The 20870-nt window shown below is 39.4% G+C and carries 18 protein-coding genes and 2 pseudogenes; 6 read left to right on the top strand and 14 right to left on the bottom strand.

Going from position 1 to position 20870, the window contains the following annotated elements:
* Positions 1–12: 12 nt before the first annotated feature.
* The 10 genes and pseudogenes from J582_RS0104740 to J582_RS14275 form a co-directional block, all read right to left on the bottom strand.
* Positions 13–291, bottom strand: a pseudogene (locus J582_RS0104740) (hypothetical protein).
* A gap of 112 nt (positions 292–403) precedes the next feature.
* Positions 404–907 (bottom strand): DUF6586 family protein, encoded by a 504-nt coding sequence (locus J582_RS14315; RefSeq protein WP_004710685.1) that lies wholly within the window; start codon positions 905–907, stop codon positions 404–406.
* A gap of 122 nt (positions 908–1029) precedes the next feature.
* Positions 1030–1191: pseudogene (locus J582_RS14310) on the bottom strand (ASCH domain-containing protein); the annotation flags it as partial.
* 7 nt (positions 1192–1198) lie between these two features.
* On the bottom strand, positions 1199–1438 hold the full coding sequence (locus J582_RS14305; protein WP_004710687.1) for an RNA recognition motif domain-containing protein: 240 nt from the start codon (positions 1436–1438) through the stop codon (positions 1199–1201).
* 74 nt (positions 1439–1512) lie between these two features.
* Positions 1513–3492: an ATP-dependent helicase gene (locus J582_RS14300; protein ID WP_032048136.1), complete on the bottom strand. Its 1980-nt coding sequence runs from the start codon at positions 3490–3492 to the stop codon at positions 1513–1515.
* Between the two features lie 116 nt (positions 3493–3608).
* The gene (locus J582_RS14295) at positions 3609–4181 is read right to left on the bottom strand and encodes an HdeD family acid-resistance protein (RefSeq protein WP_006580460.1); all 573 of its coding nucleotides are present in this window, start codon (positions 4179–4181) and stop codon (positions 3609–3611) included.
* A gap of 137 nt (positions 4182–4318) precedes the next feature.
* On the bottom strand, positions 4319–5077 hold the full coding sequence (locus J582_RS14290) for a hypothetical protein (protein ID WP_002053211.1): 759 nt from the start codon (positions 5075–5077) through the stop codon (positions 4319–4321).
* A gap of 86 nt (positions 5078–5163) precedes the next feature.
* Complete coding sequence (topA, locus tag J582_RS14285; RefSeq protein ID WP_032048135.1) at positions 5164–7800, bottom strand: type I DNA topoisomerase; 2637 nt, start codon at positions 7798–7800, stop codon at positions 5164–5166.
* 35 nt (positions 7801–7835) lie between these two features.
* Entirely contained in the window at positions 7836–8285 is a 450-nt protein-coding gene (locus J582_RS14280) for a hypothetical protein (RefSeq protein WP_002053270.1), read from the bottom strand.
* Between the two features lie 147 nt (positions 8286–8432).
* The gene (locus J582_RS14275) at positions 8433–8810 is read right to left on the bottom strand and encodes a winged helix-turn-helix transcriptional regulator (RefSeq protein ID WP_002053421.1); all 378 of its coding nucleotides are present in this window, start codon (positions 8808–8810) and stop codon (positions 8433–8435) included.
* A gap of 99 nt (positions 8811–8909) precedes the next feature.
* On the opposite strand from J582_RS14275, the gene J582_RS14270 reads away from it, so the two are divergent.
* Positions 8910–9917: a zinc-binding alcohol dehydrogenase family protein gene (locus J582_RS14270; RefSeq protein WP_032048134.1), complete on the top strand. Its 1008-nt coding sequence runs from the start codon at positions 8910–8912 to the stop codon at positions 9915–9917.
* Between the two features lie 54 nt (positions 9918–9971).
* Here J582_RS14270 and J582_RS14265 read toward each other — a convergent pair whose 3' ends face one another.
* Positions 9972–10217 carry a SlyX family protein gene (locus tag J582_RS14265; protein WP_002053395.1) on the bottom strand — a complete coding sequence of 82 codons (246 nt, stop codon included), beginning with the start codon at positions 10215–10217 and terminating at the stop codon, positions 9972–9974.
* A gap of 32 nt (positions 10218–10249) precedes the next feature.
* Between J582_RS14265 and J582_RS14260 the strand changes: the two genes are divergently transcribed.
* Positions 10250–12160 (top strand): ATP-binding cassette domain-containing protein, encoded by a 1911-nt coding sequence (locus J582_RS14260; protein ID WP_032048133.1) that lies wholly within the window; start codon positions 10250–10252, stop codon positions 12158–12160.
* 16 nt (positions 12161–12176) lie between these two features.
* On the opposite strand, the gene J582_RS14255 is transcribed toward J582_RS14260, so the two are convergent.
* The gene (locus J582_RS14255) at positions 12177–13187 is read right to left on the bottom strand and encodes an acyltransferase family protein (RefSeq protein ID WP_032048132.1); all 1011 of its coding nucleotides are present in this window, start codon (positions 13185–13187) and stop codon (positions 12177–12179) included.
* 140 nt (positions 13188–13327) lie between these two features.
* On the opposite strand from J582_RS14255, the gene J582_RS14250 reads away from it, so the two are divergent.
* The 3 genes from J582_RS14250 (at position 13328) to J582_RS14240 (ending at position 16380) form a co-directional block, all read left to right on the top strand.
* The gene (locus tag J582_RS14250) at positions 13328–13960 is read left to right on the top strand and encodes a LysE family translocator (protein WP_004710695.1); all 633 of its coding nucleotides are present in this window, start codon (positions 13328–13330) and stop codon (positions 13958–13960) included.
* A 118-nt stretch (positions 13961–14078) separates the two neighbouring features.
* The gene (lpxL, locus tag J582_RS14245) at positions 14079–15014 is read left to right on the top strand and encodes an LpxL/LpxP family Kdo(2)-lipid IV(A) lauroyl/palmitoleoyl acyltransferase (RefSeq protein ID WP_032048131.1); all 936 of its coding nucleotides are present in this window, start codon (positions 14079–14081) and stop codon (positions 15012–15014) included.
* A 265-nt stretch (positions 15015–15279) separates the two neighbouring features.
* Entirely contained in the window at positions 15280–16380 is a 1101-nt protein-coding gene (locus J582_RS14240; protein ID WP_032048130.1) for a glycosyltransferase family 4 protein, read from the top strand.
* A 56-nt stretch (positions 16381–16436) separates the two neighbouring features.
* Here J582_RS14240 and gltP read toward each other — a convergent pair whose 3' ends face one another.
* The gene (gltP, locus tag J582_RS14235; RefSeq protein WP_002053256.1) at positions 16437–17723 is read right to left on the bottom strand and encodes a glutamate/aspartate:proton symporter GltP; all 1287 of its coding nucleotides are present in this window, start codon (positions 17721–17723) and stop codon (positions 16437–16439) included.
* A 689-nt stretch (positions 17724–18412) separates the two neighbouring features.
* Positions 18413–19534 carry an endonuclease/exonuclease/phosphatase family protein gene (locus tag J582_RS14230; RefSeq protein ID WP_002053517.1) on the bottom strand — a complete coding sequence of 374 codons (1122 nt, stop codon included), beginning with the start codon at positions 19532–19534 and terminating at the stop codon, positions 18413–18415.
* A 187-nt stretch (positions 19535–19721) separates the two neighbouring features.
* Between J582_RS14230 and asd the strand changes: the two genes are divergently transcribed.
* Positions 19722–20840, top strand: a complete 1119-nt coding sequence (gene asd / locus J582_RS14225) for an aspartate-semialdehyde dehydrogenase (protein WP_002053322.1) — start codon at positions 19722–19724, stop codon at positions 20838–20840.
* Positions 20841–20870: the final 30 nt, after the last annotated feature.

Raw genomic sequence — 20870 nt, 5'->3', positions numbered from 1 at the left:
AGTACGCTTTTTTTAACTTAGGAATTTAGGCTGCTCATCTACAACTTCAGCCTGCCATTCATTAACCTGCTTCTCTAGCAGTCCAAATAAAGCAGCTTGAATCATATGCTAGGCAACGATAGGCGTTTGCTCGCCTAATATCTCTTTTAGTTCATCACTAAATTGAATTTTAACCAAAGGCTCTTTTTCAGAACCAGCATTACGCAAGGCGAGCTCACCACCTTCGAGTTGGACTAACTCCAACACTGCTTCTTGATTTCCAAATAACTCTTTCAATTGCTGTATAGACATATACTTCCTCCATGTTTCAACATGGTGGCAAAGCACCCTTGCACTTTGCATCTCTCGTCTTATTTATATAGGCGCACTGGGATTAAATTTCAAGCGCTCAGACAGTTTAATTTTAGAACTCGACCATTTCGTTACGAAAACCATCAATTAAATGACTTAACTCTCTATGCCATTCACGCAAAATTTTCACATCAGGTAACCATGATTGTGGCCCCTGAGTCACTTTAATGATCAAATTAGAAGAAGTTTCTTCTTCCGGTGTGGGTTCAGTAGGTTCCGGTGCATATTGGCACATGCGGTAAGCACGCTTTAACTCTGCAACAAAACCATCTTTTGCCAATTGCTGCAAAACAGAAACTTCAGGAGAAACTTGTCCTTTTGCCGCCATATGCTCTTCAATCGATTTTAATGTCGGCTGCGAGTCATTTAAACGGTAATAACGTACCAGTTCTTGCAGGAATGCTAACATCGCACCATGCAAGTGAAAGACAGCTGTTTCACGATACGCTTGTACCTGCTGTACATGATCAGTTTGCTCTGCTTGTTGACACGCTAGGCGCGCAAAATAGAGTTTTTGATTGGTACGATCGGCATGATAACGAGCAACACGTGACATAACTAAACTTTCCTGTTCTAAAATTGCCATCAATATGGCTATTCTTAGCTTAACGACTCCATTGATAAAATCAACGTTATTTATGGTAAATCCAGAGAGACTTGATAAATTTTACGTTATCCCTCATCACCATCATTCATTAAAAAATTCTTGTTTTTAACAATTAATAGATCTTTAAGAGGTAACTCTGTAGGCACCCATGAACGGACTTCAAGTGTCTTTACACCTTGGGCTATATAGGTTCCATTTGGAGCAACCACAGAAAGAGCTAAAAATTGTTGCATAAAAGTATTACTCTTCAGCAGCCTTAACGCGAATACCGTAACCTTTTACCTTAAGTGTATTTAGACCTTTGATTGCTTTAATGGCTTCACGCGAATTCGGCATTTCAACAAAGCCAAAACCTTTTGATTTACCTGTATCTTTATCGGTAACAACCACACAAGACTCAACTTTACCATAAGCCTTAAACAGCTCTAAAACTTCTGCTTCAGTCACTGAACGATCTAAATTACGAACTAATATTTTCATTTTCCAACCTTGATTAGCCTTAAATAATAAAGGCCAATACACATTTGAGTATTCACAGTGTCTTATACAGTAGTTTAGTCGAGATCGATACCAAAACCTAAGTTTACTGTTCGTGAAGTGTTCCATTGTTTTTTGGCAAATGGCTGCGGAACTTGACGATGAATTTTTGCCTGCACCAAATGAGCAGGTAAATCATTTAGGAAATAACTTTCGATTTTACGGCCTTGTTCGTCATATGTATCTTGTGACCATGTATTGAGATTTTGCTTCGTTAAAATCAATTCATTTTCCGCACGTGTTAATGCAACATACAATACACGGCGTTCTTCTTCGACTTCATCAAAATCGCCCTGCGCACGCGCATATGGAAATTGATTTGGTGAGACATGCGGCACATAACACACCTTCTGTTCTGCACCTTTAGCCGAATGAATTGTAATTAAGGTCACTAAATCATCATCACCCGCTTTTTCAATTTCAGAAACTGAAATTGGTTCAAGCACATATTCTTCAAGGAACTCACCAAGAGATGCATGTTTACGCGCTAGTTGTTTGACTAAATCAAAATCTCTAGCGCGACGTGACCAATCTTTAGTTTTATAGTTTTGCTCCAACTGTTCACTTAAGGCATCAAGAGCTAGTCCAATACTTGCCTCAACATGCTGCTGTAGCACATCAAGCTGCTTCAAAATCAAAATAGCCTGTAAAGGAACTTTTCCATGACGCTCCAAACGCTGGCAACGCTCTTCGACCTCACTAATGCTCATTAACTCTTGTGCTAACTTGCTGGCCCCAACGTCACCAATACCATCCCATAAGGTTAAAAAGCGCATCCAAGCCAAGTCATCCTGCGGGTTACTCACAATACGTAATAAACTGAGCACATCCTTTACATGCGCTGATTCAAGTAACTTTACGCCCCCAATAAAACGATACGGAATTTCAGCAGCGATAAATGCCCCTTCCAAATAACGAGCACTGTAGCCAGAGCGGACTAACACCATATGGTCGTACCAATTTGCGCCCTGTTGATGTCGCTCTATTAAGTCTTGTGCAATCCAGTTGGCTTCTTCAAATTCATTACCAAACAAATGGAGTTGTGGCTTTTGTCCTTTGCCACGATGTGCCTGTAACTGTTTTTGATAATCGATTGGACTGTGGGCGAGTAACCAATTTGATAAATCTAATATTTCTTGAGTCGAGCGATAATTTAAATCTAAAGTATGAATGACCGCATCAGGAATACGTTCTTTAAAAGAATGAATGTTTTCAAAGTCGGCACCACGGAAACCGTAAATTGACTGGGCATCATCTCCCACACAAAATAATTTCACCTTACCAATCAGTGGCTGCAAAAGAGCCCACTGTAAAGGGTTGGTATCTTGCATCTCATCAACCAGTAAAGCTTGGCAAAAGCCTGCAACCCAGTTCGTCAGTGCTTCCGAGTTTTGTAAATGAACAGCGACGATCGACAAAATATCATCATAGTCTAAAAAATTACGCTCTCTTTTACGCTGTTCATAGGTTTTCATTAACTCAGCAATTTGTGATTTATATTCATATGCTTCAGGTAATTGCTTGAGTAACGCTTCAGACAGCTTAGATTGCGTATTTCGGGCATAAGAATATAAATCACACAGCTCTGCCGCTTTAGGCAAAACATTATCTTTGTCTTTGCCTCTCAATAAGCGAAACATGAGTAACTGATCATCACGATCAATAATACTAAATTGGGTTAAACCAAACGCTTGCGGATTACGACGCAATAAATACATGCAAAAGGTATGGAAAGTGGATGCGCGAAGGCCTTTGGCTTGTGTTCCAACATGCTGTTCAACCCTTGCAACAATTTCACTCGCAGCACGGCGCGTGAACGTTAAAATCTGAATTTGATTGGCTGACAAACCCTGATCAATTAAATAAGCTGCGCGAGCAACAATGGTTTTAGTCTTGCCACAGCCCGCTCCAGCCAAAACCAAACAGTTTTGTGCTGTAGTAGTTGCTGCTTTTTTTTGCTGAGCATTTAATTCATTAATTAACTTTGCAAGACTCATAACACATATCGCTAAAACACCAAGGCTTAGTTTAACAGACCCATGCCATGAGATGGACCTTCACTCACTAAAAACAAAAAAGGACACCCTAGGTGTCCTTTTGTTCGTTATTTATATTAAGAAACCGTTTTTGAGCTAGAAGGTAAATGTTTAATTGCAGAAGCAAGTCCTAAAAAGTTGATTCCCTGAAATAAAATATCTACTGCTAAAAACATTCCCAACACCCAAAAGGGTGAGTCTTTAGAAACTAAAATTAAAATACCGGTAGCGAGTGTTAGTAACCCGGAAAATAAGGTCCAGCCCCATCCAGCGATGGGTCTCAATAAAAATGCATTTATAGTACGAATTACCCCGGCAATAATCAGGGCAATTGATAATAAGCTAGTTAAAACCACAGCCGTAGTCACAGGCGTAGAAAATGCGTAATAGCCCGCCATTAAATACAGCACACCAAAAAGTGCCCACAGCCATCGGCTACCGCCCTTAAATACACTTATGGCAGCAATCAAGTGCAGCACACCACCTATCATCATTAAAATACCAAATAGGAAAACAACCGAAAACGTTGCAAATGGCAGTGAGCTAAATAACACCAAACCGAAAATAATGAGCACAAAGCCTAATATTAGATACCATTTACGATCAGCATGCAGCTGATTACGAACTAAATCATTACCTACAGTTTTCATCATGGCTACTCTTATTATCAGGTATTAGAAAGTTTATATAATGTCATTATAGTGATGCACTTCACATTTATTGTCTGTATAAGATCTGCATCGTTTATTAACAATTGATGGGGATAAAACAGTATTTATCCACAATTTTATTTCAACCATCCAATTTCTTGAGCAGTCGGTAAACCAATTACAGTTTCTTGTAAATCACTTGGCATTTTATTGGTCTGTTCAGATAATGGTGTTCGACCACCCATGATTTCTGCTCGTGTTTGTGGATAAAGAGGGACCTTTTCAGGTTGTGCGTAGCCTAATGGATAAATCGGCTGACCTGTTTTTAAATCATATTTATCTTTTGCGCCAAAGCCGTGTAATAGCTCGTGAACGATAACAACCTGATTTTGTGGGGCTTGCTCTCGTGTAGCAAACAAATTAACGCTACCAATACGGCCTTTTTCTAAAGCAGTCGAATGCACCAAAACTTTTTGATAACTTGGATCATAATAATTTAAATAAAGTTTGAGTGATGCACCACTATCTTCAGGCTGTTGTTGTCGCCATGCATAAAAACGAAACTTTAAGCTCCACCAAATGACATTCAGGATATTGGCATTTTGAGGAACTACAGGCGGCCTCTGCTGTAGTTGCTGCCCTAAACGAAGTTCAAAGTTACTAGATTGCCCACGATAATGCTGTGACCATTCACTTAGATAGCTTTTAAGCGTTTGGAAGTCAGCGTTTTGTAGCTGATGAATATAAGCTTGCGTGGTTTGTAAACCATCCGCATTTATTGGGTGCAATACCACAACAATAGGCTGATTCCAGTCTTGGTTTTGGTCACGCCACGCTTGAACTGCAACGATTAATAAAACAATCAATAGACACAAAATCCGAATGTTTTTCCACATTCTTGTTCCCCATAAAAATTAAATTTTCTTTTCTTGTTCTAGATATAAAAAATGCTAGCTGAGCTAGCATTTTTCATTTGTCTTATTTAGCCTTCAATCCATTTACCGTCTTGGTAAATCAGGCTCCATTTAGTTTGTTTACCTTCTGGTGTTTCAGATCCCACATACTGTGATTGGTTCTTACGACTAAACTTCACAATCGTTGGGTTACCTTCAGGGTCTACATCCGGAGCTTGTAAAATAAACTGGTATTTTGGATCAAGTTGGTCAGCAACACTACGAAGCTCAGCAACTTTTGGTGCACGTGTTTCACGAATTTTCGGGAACTTACTTGCAGCCAAGAACAGACCAGCCGCACCATCACGTAACACAAAATAGTCATCATGTTTGGTCGAGCGCAAATGTTCCATCTTAATTGGTTCTACGCGTGGTGGTGCAGGTTGTCCATTTTTCAAGACTTTACGGGTATTATCACAGCTTGTACAAGCGAAATACGGACCAAAACGGCCAGTTTTAAGCTGCATTTCACCATCACATTTATCACATGGAATGGTTGGGCCATCATAACCTTTGATCTTGAACTCACCTTCTTCAAGCTCATAACCATCACAGTCTGGGTTGTTACCACAAACATGTAACTTACGGCCACCATCAATGACATAACTGTCCATTGCTGTACCACATTTCGGACAACGATGTTTAGACATCAAGTCTGCGGTTTCAGCACTGTCATCATCAGATAACGCTGCTAATGACTCAACTGGTGTTAAGTTCAAAGTTCCTTTACAGCGTTCTTTAGGCGGCAAGTTATAACCTGAACAACCTAAGAATACGCCTGTAGTACCCGTACGAATCTGCATTGGTCGTGAACATTCAGGACAATGTACTGCTGGTACTTCAACTGGTTGATTACGGCGCATTCCCTGCTCACCTTGAGCATTGGTCAGACGCTTTTTAAAATCACCGTAGAATGTATCGAGTAATTCTTTCCAATTACGCTCACCCGTTGCCACACGGTCCAACTGACCTTCTAAATCTGCGGTAAAAGCATAATTCATCAGGTTATTAAAACTTTCATCAAGACGATCTGTTACGATCTCACCCATTTTCTCGGCAAAGAGACGGCGATTTTCTAACTTAACGTAGCCACGTTCTTGAATTGTAGAAATAATGGCAGCATAAGTTGACGGACGACCAATACCACGTTTTTCAAGTTCTTTTACTAAAGATGCTTCAGTAAAACGAGCTGGTGGTTTAGTAAAGTGCTGACTTGGATCTAGCTTTTCTAATTTTAAAATTTCACCCACTTTAATTGCAGGTAAAATGATATCGTCATCAGATTTGTTAGCACCACGAACTTTAGTGAAGCCATCAAATACAAGCGTACGGCCTTTTGCCTTTAACTCCACATTGCCAGCTTCAACGGTTAAAGTTGAAGATAAATATTCTGCCGGAGTCATTTGGCAAGCAACAAATTGACGCCAAATTAAATCATATAAACGCTGCGCATCACGCTCTACACCTGCAAGTTGATCACCTGTAAGTGTAACATTTGACGGACGAATTGCTTCATGGGCTTCTTGAGCACCCGCTTTGTTACCATAGCGGTTTGGCTTTGCTGGTAAATATTTCTCACCAAACTGGCTTTCAATATGAGCACGGACCATACTTACAGCGTCATCACTCAAGAATGTTGAGTCCGTACGCATATAGGTAATAAAACCAGCTTCATACAAACGCTGCGCTAACATCATGGTTTTCTTTACAGAGAAACCTAAACGTGTACTTGCAGCCTGTTGCAAAGTCGACGTGATATATGGTGCACTCGGATTCACCTTAGTCGGCTTATCTTCACGCTGTGCAACTTTATATTCAGCGCCCTTTAATACATCCAACAGAGCATCTGTTTCAGCTTTGTTCTTTAATTTAAGTGTCTTACCAGCCTGTTTCACAGCCTCAAGACGAATATCATCTTTTTTAGCCTTAGTGTCTGCAAACACTTGCCAATATTCTTCTGGAATAAAAGCACGAATTTCACGTTCACGTTCAACAACAAGCTTTACCGCTACAGACTGTACACGACCTGCTGACAAACCACGGGCAATCTTTTCCCATAGTAATGGCGAAACCATGAAGCCTACTACACGGTCCAAGAAACGACGCGCTTGCTGTGCATTAACACGGTTTAAGTCTAGGCGAGTTGGCTGTTTAAATGCTTCTTGAATGGCATTTTTAGTAATTTCGTTAAATACCACACGATGATAACGGCTATCGTCACCACCAATCACTTCGCGTAAGTGCCAAGCGATTGCTTCCCCTTCTCTATCCAAGTCCGTTGCGAGATAGATTGCATCTGCATCTTTGGCAAGTTTCTTGAGTTCAGCAACAACATTTTCTTTGCCAGGTAGAACCTCGTAGTGTGCTTTCCAGTCATGTTCCGGATCGACACCCATACGATTAATCAGCGCAGATTGGGCTTTTTGTTCTTTTTCAGCTTCAGTGAGTTTTGTCCGGGCAGCCGGCTTTTTCTCTGTTGATTTGCTGCCGCCTGTTGGCAAGTCACGTACGTGACCTACAGAAGACTTAACAATGTACTGCGAACCTAAATATTTGTTGATGGTTTTCGCTTTGGCAGGCGACTCCACAATCACTAAGGCACGTTTATGTGCAGCAGAGGCAGTAGATGCTGTGCTTTGAGATGCAGAGCGCGAGGTATTCGCCATATAAAATGTTATTCCTATACCAATAAATTTAAAAATCAGGCTTCAGCCAAGGCCAACAGATAAGCCTTCATCTCATCTAATTGCGTGGCTTTTAGGTCCGATTCCTCATCCCAATAAAGGCCTACACAGTTTGCCTGCATATCAATAGCATAAATCCCTTTTAATGCAATGGGAGAATCATTAAATTTCTCATCACCCTGCACTACTTTTAATTTTCCGTCTATAACACGAGCACGCATGAGCGTTAAACGAGCATCGGGGATCAATACACTATAATAAGCAACCATGCTGGCACGCTTTTCAGTTGCCATCGGGACATGTGTCCATTCAGGTGCGGCAATTATGCGTGGATGTAGTCCCATTTTACGGGCTTTGTCTCGCATAATACCGAGTGCCTTTTCACGCGGACTCACTCTTAAACCAAAAATGGAGCCCAGCACAAAAAGAACAATGATAACGGTAACCCAAATTCCGATATTGTCCATAGCAAAACCTATTAATCTCTTTTATTAGAGTTGCATAAGCTGACCAGAAAACGCAAGTTACATCATAAAAATAATGTCCAATTAACCGACGAGGTTAAAAACTACAACATTTCCTCATAGATATTCTTAGCAATCTAGGCACAATATTTAGGCGCTCTTTTCAGTTTCAAGAGTAGCTAACTTACCAAACTGATCCAGATGCGCATCTCCCCACGTTTTTAGAGCAAGAAGTATCTGCTCAAGCCCACGTCCTAAATCAGTCAGGCTATATTCCACTTTAGGAGGAACTTGAGGATAAACCTCCCGATGAATAATGCCATCTTGTTCTAACTCACGAAGCTGATTGGTGAGCATTCTTTGCGTAATGCTTGGAACTCGTTTACGGATTTCATTAAATCGTAAAGTTCCTTCATTTAATAAATGCCAAAGAATGACGCATTTCCATTTGCCATCAATCAAACTGATCGCGGCTTCAACTGAACAACCCGGTGAGCAGTCAAAACTTGAATGTCGAGCTTTTGCCATTTTACAGTATCCTTTTTGACACTATGAGCGTTATTTGTCTGTAGTCACTATTTTAAAGCTTACGTTATGATCAAACTCTCAACAAGAGGAATCACAATTATGAAAGCTGTCGCATATCAAAAAGCAGGTCCCATTACATCGCCAGAATCACTCGTTGATATTGAACTCGATACACCTGTTGCGAAGGGGCACGATTTACTAGTTCGCGTGCAAGCTATTTCAGTAAATCCAGTCGATACCAAAATACGTAAAAATATAAGTGCGGAATCCGGCTGGAAAGTGCTTGGCTGGGATGCTGTAGGCACGGTAGAAGCGATTGGCGATAAAGTCACTCAATTCAGAGTAGGCGATGTTGTTTGGTATGCAGGTGCTTTAAATCGCCAAGGCAGTAATAGTGAATTGCAATTGGTTGATGAACGTATTGTTGGTCATAAACCAAAAATTTTAGGAGCAACAGAGGCAGCTGCTCTCCCTTTAACTGCAATCACAGCTTGGGAAATGCTATTTGATCGTCTGCAAGTTCCAAAGACTGCACCTGCTAATACAACTATTTTAGTGATTGGTGGAGCTGGCGGTGTAGGTTCAATTACCATTCAGCTTCTTAAGCAATTAACTAATCTAACAATTATTACTACAGCTTCACGTCCCGAAACAAAAGAATGGGTAGAACAACTAGGTGCCGACTATGTATTAGATCATCGCGAGCCTTTAGCCCCACAAATCAAGCAATTAGGCTTAAATGCACCTTCATATGTGTTCTCGACCACTCAAACGGATCAACATTTATCAGATATTGTAGAGTTGATTGCACCACAAGGGCATTTTGGCTTAATTGATGACCCTGAACAGTTAGATATTAAACCGTTTAAATCAAAGTCTGTATCTGTACATTGGGAATTTATGTTTACACGTTCAATGTTTCAGACTGAAGATATGCAAAAACAAAGTGATCTATTAAATGAAGTCAGCAAGCTGGTTGATGAAGGGAAAATTAAAACAACCGTGACTGAAGTTTTAAGTCCAATTAATGCTGAAAACTTAAAACGGGTTCATCAGCAAATTGAAAGTGGAACAACAAAAGGGAAGATTGTTTTACAAGGTTTTTAAGTAAAATTCAAAATACCTCCTAATAAAAAGGCAAGTATTGAACTTGCCTTTTTATTAATAGTGAGGAGGTTTATTCGTTAAAGGGTCAAAAGGTGCAATGCCTTCTGATAAATCTGAAGATTCCACACGTTGATAAAGTAATTGCATTTGTTTTTTCAAATCAGCTATTTCCTGAGTTTGAATAGCGAGTTGTTGATTTAATTGTTCAACTAAATCATCCAAAAATGTAATTCGCACTTGCAAATCTTCAATGGGTGCGGAAAATGACGCTTGATCATCATGATATGGTGGTTTAGTCATTTAAATCCTCATTTGAGATTCTGGAAAACATTATGGCCTATATTACCCTAAGGGATGTCCAACTTGCTTTTGGCGGACCTGCCCTGCTCGATGGCGCGAACTTTAATCTAGAACGTGGCGAACGAGTCTGTTTAATTGGGCGTAATGGTGAAGGTAAGTCTACTTTACTTAAACTCATCGAGGGAAGCTTATTACCGGATTCTGGTGAAGTTTCTATCCAAAATGGTTTAACGGTTTCCATGTTAGCCCAAGACGTTCCAATGGATTCAGGTAAGGTTGCTGATATTGTAGCAGACGGCGCAGGAGAAGCGGCTGAAGTACTCAAAGCGTATCACCAAGCAACCGATGCTTGTATGCTTGGCGATATGGAAGCTTGCGACCGTATGGGTAACCTTCAGCACAAGCTAGACCAACTAGACGGTTGGGCACTTGAAAATAAGGTGAATGCTCTATTAAGTAAAATGGGTCTCGACCCAAATGCAGATTTGGCAGACTTATCTGGTGGACGTAAACGTCGTGTTTTACTCGCTCGTGCTCTTTTAACGCAGCCAGACGTATTGCTTCTAGACGAACCAACCAACCATTTAGATGTTGAAAGTATTGAGTGGCTAGAAAAATTCCTACTCGATCAAAATAATTTAACACTTCTATTTATTTCGCATGACCGCTCTTTTGTAGATAGCATTGCGACTCGAATTGTTGAACTTGACCGCGGCATCTTACGTGGCTACGAAGGTAACTATTCACGCTATTTGGAGCTTAAAGCTCAGCAAATGGAAGCCGAAGAGAAACAAAATGCTTTATTTGATAAAAAATTAGCTGAAGAAGAGGCTTGGATTCGTCAAGGCATTAAAGCACGTCGTACACGTAACGAAGGCCGTGTTCGTGCATTAAAAGCTTTACGCGAAGAATCGAAAGCACGCCGTTCACAACAAGGCAAAGTGAGCATGGCGACTCAAGAAGCAAATCGCTCTGGTAAATTAGTATTTGATATTGAGCACTTGAGCGTATCTTATGATGGCAAACCACTCATCAAAGACTTCTCTACACTTGTCATGCGTGGTGATCGTATTGGCTTAGTCGGTGATAACGGTGTCGGTAAAACGACTTTAATTAAAGCCATTCTAGGTGAAATCGAACATGGCGGTTCTGTTAAGACAGGTACTCAATTAGAAGTTGCTTATTTTGATCAATTACGTAATGCCTTAGACCTTGAAAAAACAGTCATGGCAAACGTTTCAGAAGGCTCTGACTTTGTGGATGTAAATGGTAACCGTCGTCATATCTACAGTTATTTACAAGATTTCTTGTTCTCACCTGAACGCGCACGTACACCAGTAAAAGCCCTTTCGGGTGGTGAGCGTAACCGTATTTTGCTTGCTAAATTATTGCTTAAACCATCGAACCTGATTGTGATGGACGAACCAACCAATGACTTGGATATGGTGACTCTTGAGCTACTTGAAGAGATGCTTTCTGAATATAAAGGCACTTTATTACTTATTTCGCATGACCGTGCATTTATGGACAATGTTGTCACTTCTACTTGGGTCTTTGATGGTAAAGGTGGTATTGCAGAGTACATTGGTGGTTACCAAGACTACTTACTACAACGCCCAGATGAAAAAGTGGTAGACCAGAAGTCTGATGTTAAGAAAGCTCAGGCAAAAGCTGAAGCTGAAAAAGCTGCTGCTCAAAGTAGCGTAAAAAAGGTGAAATTGAGCTATAAAGACCAACGTGAACTTGAGCAACTTCCTGCTGAAATTGAAAAGCTGGAAGTTGAACAAGCCGAGCTTTCTGACAAACTTGCAGATGGTTCATGGTTTGTGTCTGATGCAGATGCTGCGACTCAAGCAAGTCAACGCCTAGCAGAAATTGAAGAATTATTGCTTGAAAAATTAGAGCGTTGGGATGAACTTGAGCAAATGAGTAAAGGCAGTTAATCAATAAAAAAGGGCTTTAATTAAAGCCCTTTTTTGGTTTTAAAAATTCTAATAGTTTTATAAAAGGTCTGTAAATAAATAAGGAAATTAAACCAATTAAACGTTCAAATAGCTGTAACTGCAAAATCATACAAGTGAGGGCAGCCAAAACAAGACTAATGAAAATATTGATCTCGACCGAATATTTAAAACTTAGTTGATGAGTCAAAACAATAATTACAAAACCATGCAATATATAAACTGGTAGCGTTTTTTGGCCTAAATCAATCCAAGGTTGTTTAAAATTTTGAGTGAGTACAAATAAACTCAAAACACCCATAGCCGATAGCAACATAATTACACTGCGAATCCGCATTCCCTGCCGTAGATCTACATGTAGTTGAAAATATGATAAACTACCAAATAACCAGTAATAACTATAATGACTTATAGCCGCTACAGCAGTAATGATTAATAATGTGATAACAGCAAATAACTTTGCATAAGACAACTGCGGTATATACTGAAAAATGGTTTTACCATAAATCGACCCAGCTATAAAAAAAGGTAGAAATACGAAAATTCGACCCATCGAATAGCTGTAATTATTGATGGGTGAGCATCCAACCAGTAAAGCTAAAACTATTGAAAACAGAACTGGATATGCCGTCTTTTTTAAGAAAAAAGCGAGAACCGTCCAAGCCACCATGCTAAATAAATACCATAGCACCCAATAAGGCTTAGTAAACCATAACAAATGAAACGACCAATTCCATAAACTTCCGCTATAAAAGGCATCAAGCAATTGAAATAAAAACTGAAATGGCAAATATAAAGATAGAAAGTAAATTAATTTTTCTAGTATTTTCTCTTCTTTAAAAAACATGCCCGATATAAAAATAAAAGCTGGCATATGAACAAAGTAAATACTCCCTAAAATCGCTTGATTTAGAGGCTCGTTCCAGCCAATTAACCTTTCAAGGTAATGACCTAATACAACCAGAAAAATTAAGATGCCTTTTGTGGCATCGATATGGAGATTTCTCATAAATTTCTATGAAATCAGGATATTCATATCATACTGAATTATTCTTATTTTTTAATTTAAAAAGACAATGAATAATGTTTCGCTGTATATAAAATAATTATGATATACCTATCAGTATAATAATATTTAAGGATAATTCCGTGCTAGATCTCTCTCAAATTTTGGCATTCGGACTCATTTGCTTGGCGATGGTACTCACCCCGGGTCCGAACATGATTTATCTTATCTCTCGCTCCATTAGTCAAGGCAAAATAGCAGGTTTTATTTCCCTCGGTGGGGTTGCTGTTGGTTTTGTATTTTATATGCTCTGCGCTTCTTTCGGGATCACAGCGCTTGTTGTGGCAGTTCCATATGCCTATGACACGATTCGTATTGCCGGTGCCATATATTTACTCTGGCTTGCATGGAAAGCATTACGTCCAAATGCAGCGCCTATTTTCAGTGTAAAAGACTTATCTATTGACTCACCATTAAAATTATTTTTAATGGGCTTTTTGACAAATTTACTTAATCCTAAAATTGCAATTATGTATTTGTCTTTATTGCCACAGTTTATACATCCACAACAAGGCAGTATTTTAGCGCAGTCCATTCAACTCGGAACCATACAAATTTTTGTAAGTGTTTCAGTCAATGCATTGATTGTATTTTCTGCAGGTAGTATTGCGCTCTTTCTACAGCAAAAACCGCTTTGGGCGAGCATTCAACGCTGGATTATGGGGACGGTATTAGCTGGACTCGCTGTTCGTATTCTTTTAGAACACCGCCGATAACCACTTTGTTTTCCTCCCCCTGCTCTAAAACTTCAATTTACTCCTGTGTATTACGACGATAAATTCAGTTCGTGATACACTTTTGCTAGTTTTAACTTTTTAAATTCTTTATATCGTTATGAGCCAAAAGCAGCCTTATACGCCCGGTGAGTTTCAATGGTCCTTTTTATTACCTAAATATTGGGGTGTATGGATTGCGATTACTTTCCTCATGCTTTTGGCTATTTTACCATGGGCGATCCAATGGCGTTTGGCTCACGGGTTAGCAAACCTTGCTTGGAAATATTTAAAATCTCGTCGCAAAACTACTATTCGTAATTTAGAAGTTTGCTTCCCTGAATGGTCACCTGAAAAAGTACAGCAACAAGCAAAACAAGTTTTTGTAGATATGATGCTTGGTATTTTTGAGACCTTAAACGCATGGTATAAGCCTTACTGGTTTAAAAACCGCGTCACAATTGAAGGTTTAGAACACATTACTGATGCTCAAGCTCAGGGCAAAGGTGTTTTATTACTGGGAACTCATAGTACTTTGCTTGATGCCGGTGGTTATGTATGCGCTCAATATTTTGAACCTGATGTTGTTTATCGTCCTCAAAATAATCCACTACTCGATATGCTGATTTATCGCTGCCGCGGCACAATCTACAAAGCACAAATTGATCATGATGATATGCGCGGCTTAATTCGTCACCTTAAAGATGGTGATGCCATTTGGTATAGTCCCGATCAAGACTTCGGGCTTAAACAAGGCGTTATGGCACCATTTTTTGGAGTGCCAGCTGCGACAGTAACGGCTCACCGTCGTTTATTAAAAATTTCCAAAGCGGTTGCTGTTCCTTTATATTTTTATCGTCATGGCGATGTACATGACCCTAAATATCATATCTTGATTGAACCTGCAGTCGACAATATGCCAAGCGAAGATGAAGTCGATGATGCAACCCGCGTGAATAAGATTATTGAGAATCAGCTTCGCATCGCACCAACTCAATATATGTGGTTTCATCGTCGATTTAAGACACGTCCTAAGGGATATGAAGAGATCTATTAAATAATCTTCAGTAACGGCCGCACCGTAGTAATAAACATCTAAATAAACACCAGCATGTACTATCGTGCGAAGGCGACAAGGATGTCGCCCGTTGGACTACCTTGCGCTGATTCCTAAAACAGTGCTTTGGGAATCGCTCAGGATGTGTCGTTAGTCCAACAAATGGTTTTGTTACTTTTGCCAAAACAAAAGTAAGGAGTAAACTCCACCTATTAAATGAATAAACGGTAAAACACCGCTTTGCTACAACCTAAAGGCAAAAACAATGAAAGTGATGCAACTTCTCCCAGAACTCAATAGCGGTGGCGTAGAACGCGGCACACTGGAAATTGCACGTGCACTAGTTGCACAAGGCCACCAATCTTTAGTTGTATCAAACGGCGGACGATTAGTGTCTCAACTTGAAGCTGAAGGTTCTAAACACTTAACCCTACCTATTCATAAAAAATCTTTATCGAGCTTGTGGCAAATCCGCCCTTTACGTCGACTTATTGAAGAGCATCAGCCCGATATTGTTCATGTACGCTCACGTGTGCCAGCTTGGCTTACCCATTTTGCCTTAAAAGGAATACCAACACATAAGCGCCCTCACCTCATCAGCACAGTACATGGTTTCTACTCAGTCAATCGTTATAGTGCGATTATGACTCAGGCCGAGAAAGTAATTGCCGTTTCTGACAGCGTAGTTAAATACATCACTGACCATTATAAAAACTGCCCACCACAAGATATTGTCCGGATTTATCGAGGGATTGATCCAGCTGCTTTCCCGCATAACTACCAACCCTCAGCACAGTGGTTTAATCAAGTTTTTAATGACTTTCCTGAACTCGAAAATAAATTTTTACTATGCTTGCCTGGCCGTATTACACGTTTAAAAGGACATGAAAGCTTAATTGAATTGATGCAACAGCTTCAGTCGCAATATCCGCAACTACATGCTGTTGTTGTGGGTGGTGCCGATGCTAAAAAACAAGCCTATTTAAGTGAGTTGCAAAACACCATTCAAAGCAAAGGGCTTGCAGATAAGATCACCTTTGTAGGACATCGCTCAGATATACGCGAATGGCTCGCTTTTAGCGATATAGTACTCTCTCTATCTAATCAAGCAGAAACATTCGGTAGAACAGCATTAGAAGCACTGTCAGTCGGTACGCCAGTTATTGGCTGGAACCGTGGAGGTGTTGCAGAGATTTTATCTCATGTATATCCACAAGGTCTTGTTGAAGCAGAAAATGAAAAAGCTTTAGTAGAAACAGTAAAGCATCATATTGAACAACCGCAAACAGTCGCACCTGTGACAATGTTCAGTTTAAAAGATATGTGCGACCAGACGCTTGAGCTATATCAAAGTGTATTGAAATAACGTAATAAAAAACCCGCGATCATCGCGGGTTTTTTATTAACTAAAAGAAAGCAGTCTTATTTAAATGTTGCTTCATAAGCAGCAGCTTTTTCATAGTCATATTGTTTTTCCCACTTACTAATAACAAGTACAGCAAGCGCGTTACCAACAACGTTCAACGCAGTACGTGCCATATCCATAATACGGTCAACACCAGCAATAAACGCTAAGCCTTCCACAGGAATACCAACACTACCTAATGTCGCTAATAACACCACAAACGATACGCCAGGAACACCCGCAATACCTTTCGAAGTAATCATTAATGTTACAACCAAAATAACTTGTTGGCTGATCGACATTTCAATACCGTAAAGCTGTGCAATAAAGATTGCTGCAATACTTTGATAAAGCGTAGAACCGTCAAGGTTAAATGAATAACCAGTTGGGATTACAAAACTAGAAATCGCTTTTGGCGCACCATAAGCTTCCATTTTTTGCATAATACGCGGTAAAACTGTTTCAGAACTAGCAGTTGAATATGCCAAGATTAATTCATCTTTCAAAATCTTAAACAAAGTAAAGATATTGATGCTGAACATTTTTGCAGTTAAACCAAGTACCACTAAAGCAAAGAACAAGATTGCACCGTAAACCAATACAACCAATTTACCTAATGGAATAAGTGAAGCAAAACCAAAGTTTGCAACAGTTACAGCGATTAAACCAAATACACCCACTGGCGCATATTTCATGATGATGTGTGTCACACGGAACATTGTTTCCGATACAGCATGAAATACATTTAATAATGGGTCTTTTGTTGTAGCTGGCAATGAAGATAAGCCAATACCAAAAAGCACAGCAAAGAAAATCACTGGTAACATTTCGCCATGTGCCATTGAACTAATAATGTTCGTTGGGATAAGCGATAATATCGTCTGGATAATACCATGAGACTGTGACTGTACTTCTTCAGTTGTATGCTTATATTGAGAAATATCAGTTTGAACCAGTTGAGACATATCAATGCCTGAACCTGGATGGAAGATATTTGCTGCAACCAAGCCGACCAAAATAGCAATAGTAGTAATAATTTCGAAATAGAGAATGGTTTTAAAACCAAGACGCCCAAGACTTTTTGTACTGCCAACACCCGCAATACCTAAAATCAATGTAGAGAAAACGATTGGAATAACAATCATTTTAATCAGGCTAATAAAGATCTTACCTAACGGCGTAAGAACGTTATTTACAATACTATCTTTGATTTCAGGCTGATTATGTAAAACAGCCCCGACAACTATCCCTAGGATTAAAGCAATTAAAATTTGCCACGCAAGGCTAAATTTAAAATTCTTCATAAGACAATCCTTATGCACCGCAAAGTATCAAATATGAGAGGGAGAAGACCACTATCTTAGAGTGAAACCTCAATATGTACACTAATTTCCAAACAGAAATTTAAATGCACAAGCAAATCACAACCCGCCGATCCGGCGAAGTAAACAACAATGCCTGTTGACGATCCAACATGTCAACGATCGGCACATTCTATTGAGATTTGCCAATTAAACAAGTCCAATTTATGTCTAAATAGACCAAAGCCTATATTTATTCTTCAATAATCTATAAAAACAAAAACTTATCAAAAAAAATTTTTGTATCTATTTTCATCGAAAAAGGCTCGGATATATAAAAAACTTATGGACAACTACCTATAATTAAATAGATTTTAAAATTAAGATAATCTTAAAAATATTTCTTTAATTTACAAATAATTAAATGGTATTTATATAAAATATCAACCCGAGTTCTGCGTCCTGCAAAACTCGGGTAAATGAGGTTGTGCTTTCAGGGTATATAATTCTTTTTATTGCTTCCATTCTAACATCTTATCCATGATGTCGTTCCATATCAGCTTAGTGCATCCTTACTTGGGATTATCCATTCCCGCTTCCGTGTGCCGATGAATGTAGAATACGGGTTTTAGTTCCCCCTGCCTATTGGACCTAGACTCAAATCTTTGTACGATATTGCTTACAACCTGCTTTTATATACTTTTCTCTTTATAAGGCTCTGCAATTTCATCAGTCACTATTTTTTCTTCTTTTTCAGCTTTAGCAATACCTTCTTGTATTGCAGCTTGAGCTTCTTCTTCATCATCTTGAGTTTCTTCAACTTCTTCTTGAATCTCTTCAAATATTCGACCTGTTTGTAAAACAACGTAGACAGGAAAATGATCTGATCCAATATGAGATAAACGCTGCATTTTTACTAAACCAAAATCTGTACTATGAAAGATATGATCAAGTGACCAACGCAATAAAGAGTAATCTGCATGAAAAGTATTAATAAAGTGTCGGCCAACTCGCGGGTCGAGTAATCCACTAATACGCTGAAATAAACGTGTTGTGCGTGACCATGCGACATCATTTAGATCTCCCATCACGATACAACTCTCATCCAGATCTTTAATTTGATCTCCAACAATTAAAAGCTCTGCATCTCGTAGTGTTGAATCTTTTGCTTCAGTTGGACTAGGCGGCTTAGGATGTAAACAGTAGAGCTGAACAGGCATCCCAGAACGTAAGATTACAGTGGTATGAATAGAAGGAATTTCATTACTTAAAATGAACTTGACCTCAGTATTTCTAAGCGGTAGTCGACTATATAAATGCATGCCATACAAATTATCTAATGGTACAGGCACACGGTAAGGGTACTCCTCTTCAATTTCTTTTAGAGCATTTTCCCATGTCTTGTCACTTTCTAACGTCAACAATAAATCAGGTTTTAATGTCCGTACATGCTCAAGTAATAAATGATATTTATCATTGGGTGTAAGCACATTAGAAACAATTAGTGAAATCTGCTTTTTAGGATCTACTTGATGTTGCTTTACCTTTTTAACCTGTTTTTTCCAAAACAAGGTATAAGGCAAAACCATTTTAAGTTGATAAGCAATTGCTGCAATGAGTACTGCAAGTAAAAGCTCACGCCATATGTTCCATTCAGACGGCCAAAACAACATGCCAATTAAAGCAATAAAGCCCACAAACAGAATTTGTAAACGTGGAAAATCAGCCCCTCTAAACCACCACTCATCACGAGGGATAAGTGACCAGAAAGTCAACCAAATCACCACCACAGACACAACTTCGATATAAATCATTGAAATTACTCTTTTAAGATGATTTGTTTTTTAATGTTTTTGTCATCTTTATCAATTTTGTATGTAACATAAACAAGATATTCTACTCAATAAAATTGCTGTTTTGATTCTGTAACGCTTGCAGTTGTGAGCACTTTTGATACACTCAACTCCCCCTAACAATTTTAACGCACCGAGGCAAAATGACATGAAAGTAGGTCTGGTCGGTTGGCGCGGGATGGTCGGTTCCGTCCTTATGCAACGTATGGTTGAAGAGAATGATTTTGCTCATATTGAGCCATTCTACTTCTCTACCAGTAATGCAGGTGGTGAAGCTCCTTCATTTGGTGGTAAGACTGCCCCAGCACTTATGGAAGCTACAGACATTACCAGTCTGAAGCAAATGGATGTCATTATTACCTGCCAAGGTGGTGACTACACGTCTGAAGTTTTCCCACAGTTAAAAGCAACTGGTTGGGATGGCTACTGGATTGATGCTGCATCTACTTTACGTATGTCTGATGATGCAATCATCGTTCTTGATCCAGTTAACCTTAACGTAATTAAAGACGGTTTAGCGAAAGGTACTAAAACTTTCGTTGGTGGTAACTGTACAGTATCACTTATGTTGATGGGCGTAGGCGCACTTTTCCAAAATAATTTGGTTGAGTGGATGACTGCTATGACTTATCAAGCAGCATCAGGTGCTGGCGCACAAAACATGCGTGAGTTGTTAACAGGTATGGGTTATTTGTACAACAATACCAAGACTTTGTTAGATGATCCTAAATCTGCAATTCTTGATATTGACCGTCAAGTTGCTGAGTTACAACGTGGTGAAGGCTTCCCTTCTGCGAACTTTGGTGTGCCACTTGCTGGTTCATTGATTCCTTACATTGATAAACAGCTTGAAAGCGGTCAATCTAAAGAAGAGTGGAAAGGTCAAGTTGAAACCAACAAGATTTTAGGTAACTCTCAAATTGTTCCTATTGATGGTCACTGTGTGCGTATCGGTGCAATGCGTTGCCACTCTCAAGCATTAACCATCAAACTGAAAAAAGATGTTCCGCTTGATGAGATCGAAGATATGATTCGTAACTCAAACCAGTGGGCTAAAGTTGTACCAAATACACGTGAAGCATCAATGACTGATCTTACACCTGTAGCTGTGACTGGTACCTTAACTGTACCTGTAGGCCGTTTACGCAAACTCAATATGGGTAAAGAGTATCTCGGTGCATTCACAGTAGGCGATCAGCTACTTTGGGGTGCTGCTGAACCTTTACGTCGTATGTTACGTATTTTAGTAGAATACAAAAGCTCATAATTTGACCTGAATTATTCAGTCAAAATAAAA

The sequence above is a fragment of the Acinetobacter sp. 1566109 genome, from assembly GCF_000582255.1.
GTDB lineage: Bacteria > Pseudomonadota > Gammaproteobacteria > Pseudomonadales > Moraxellaceae > Acinetobacter > Acinetobacter nosocomialis.
This window is presented reverse-complemented; position numbering and strand designations above follow the sequence as displayed.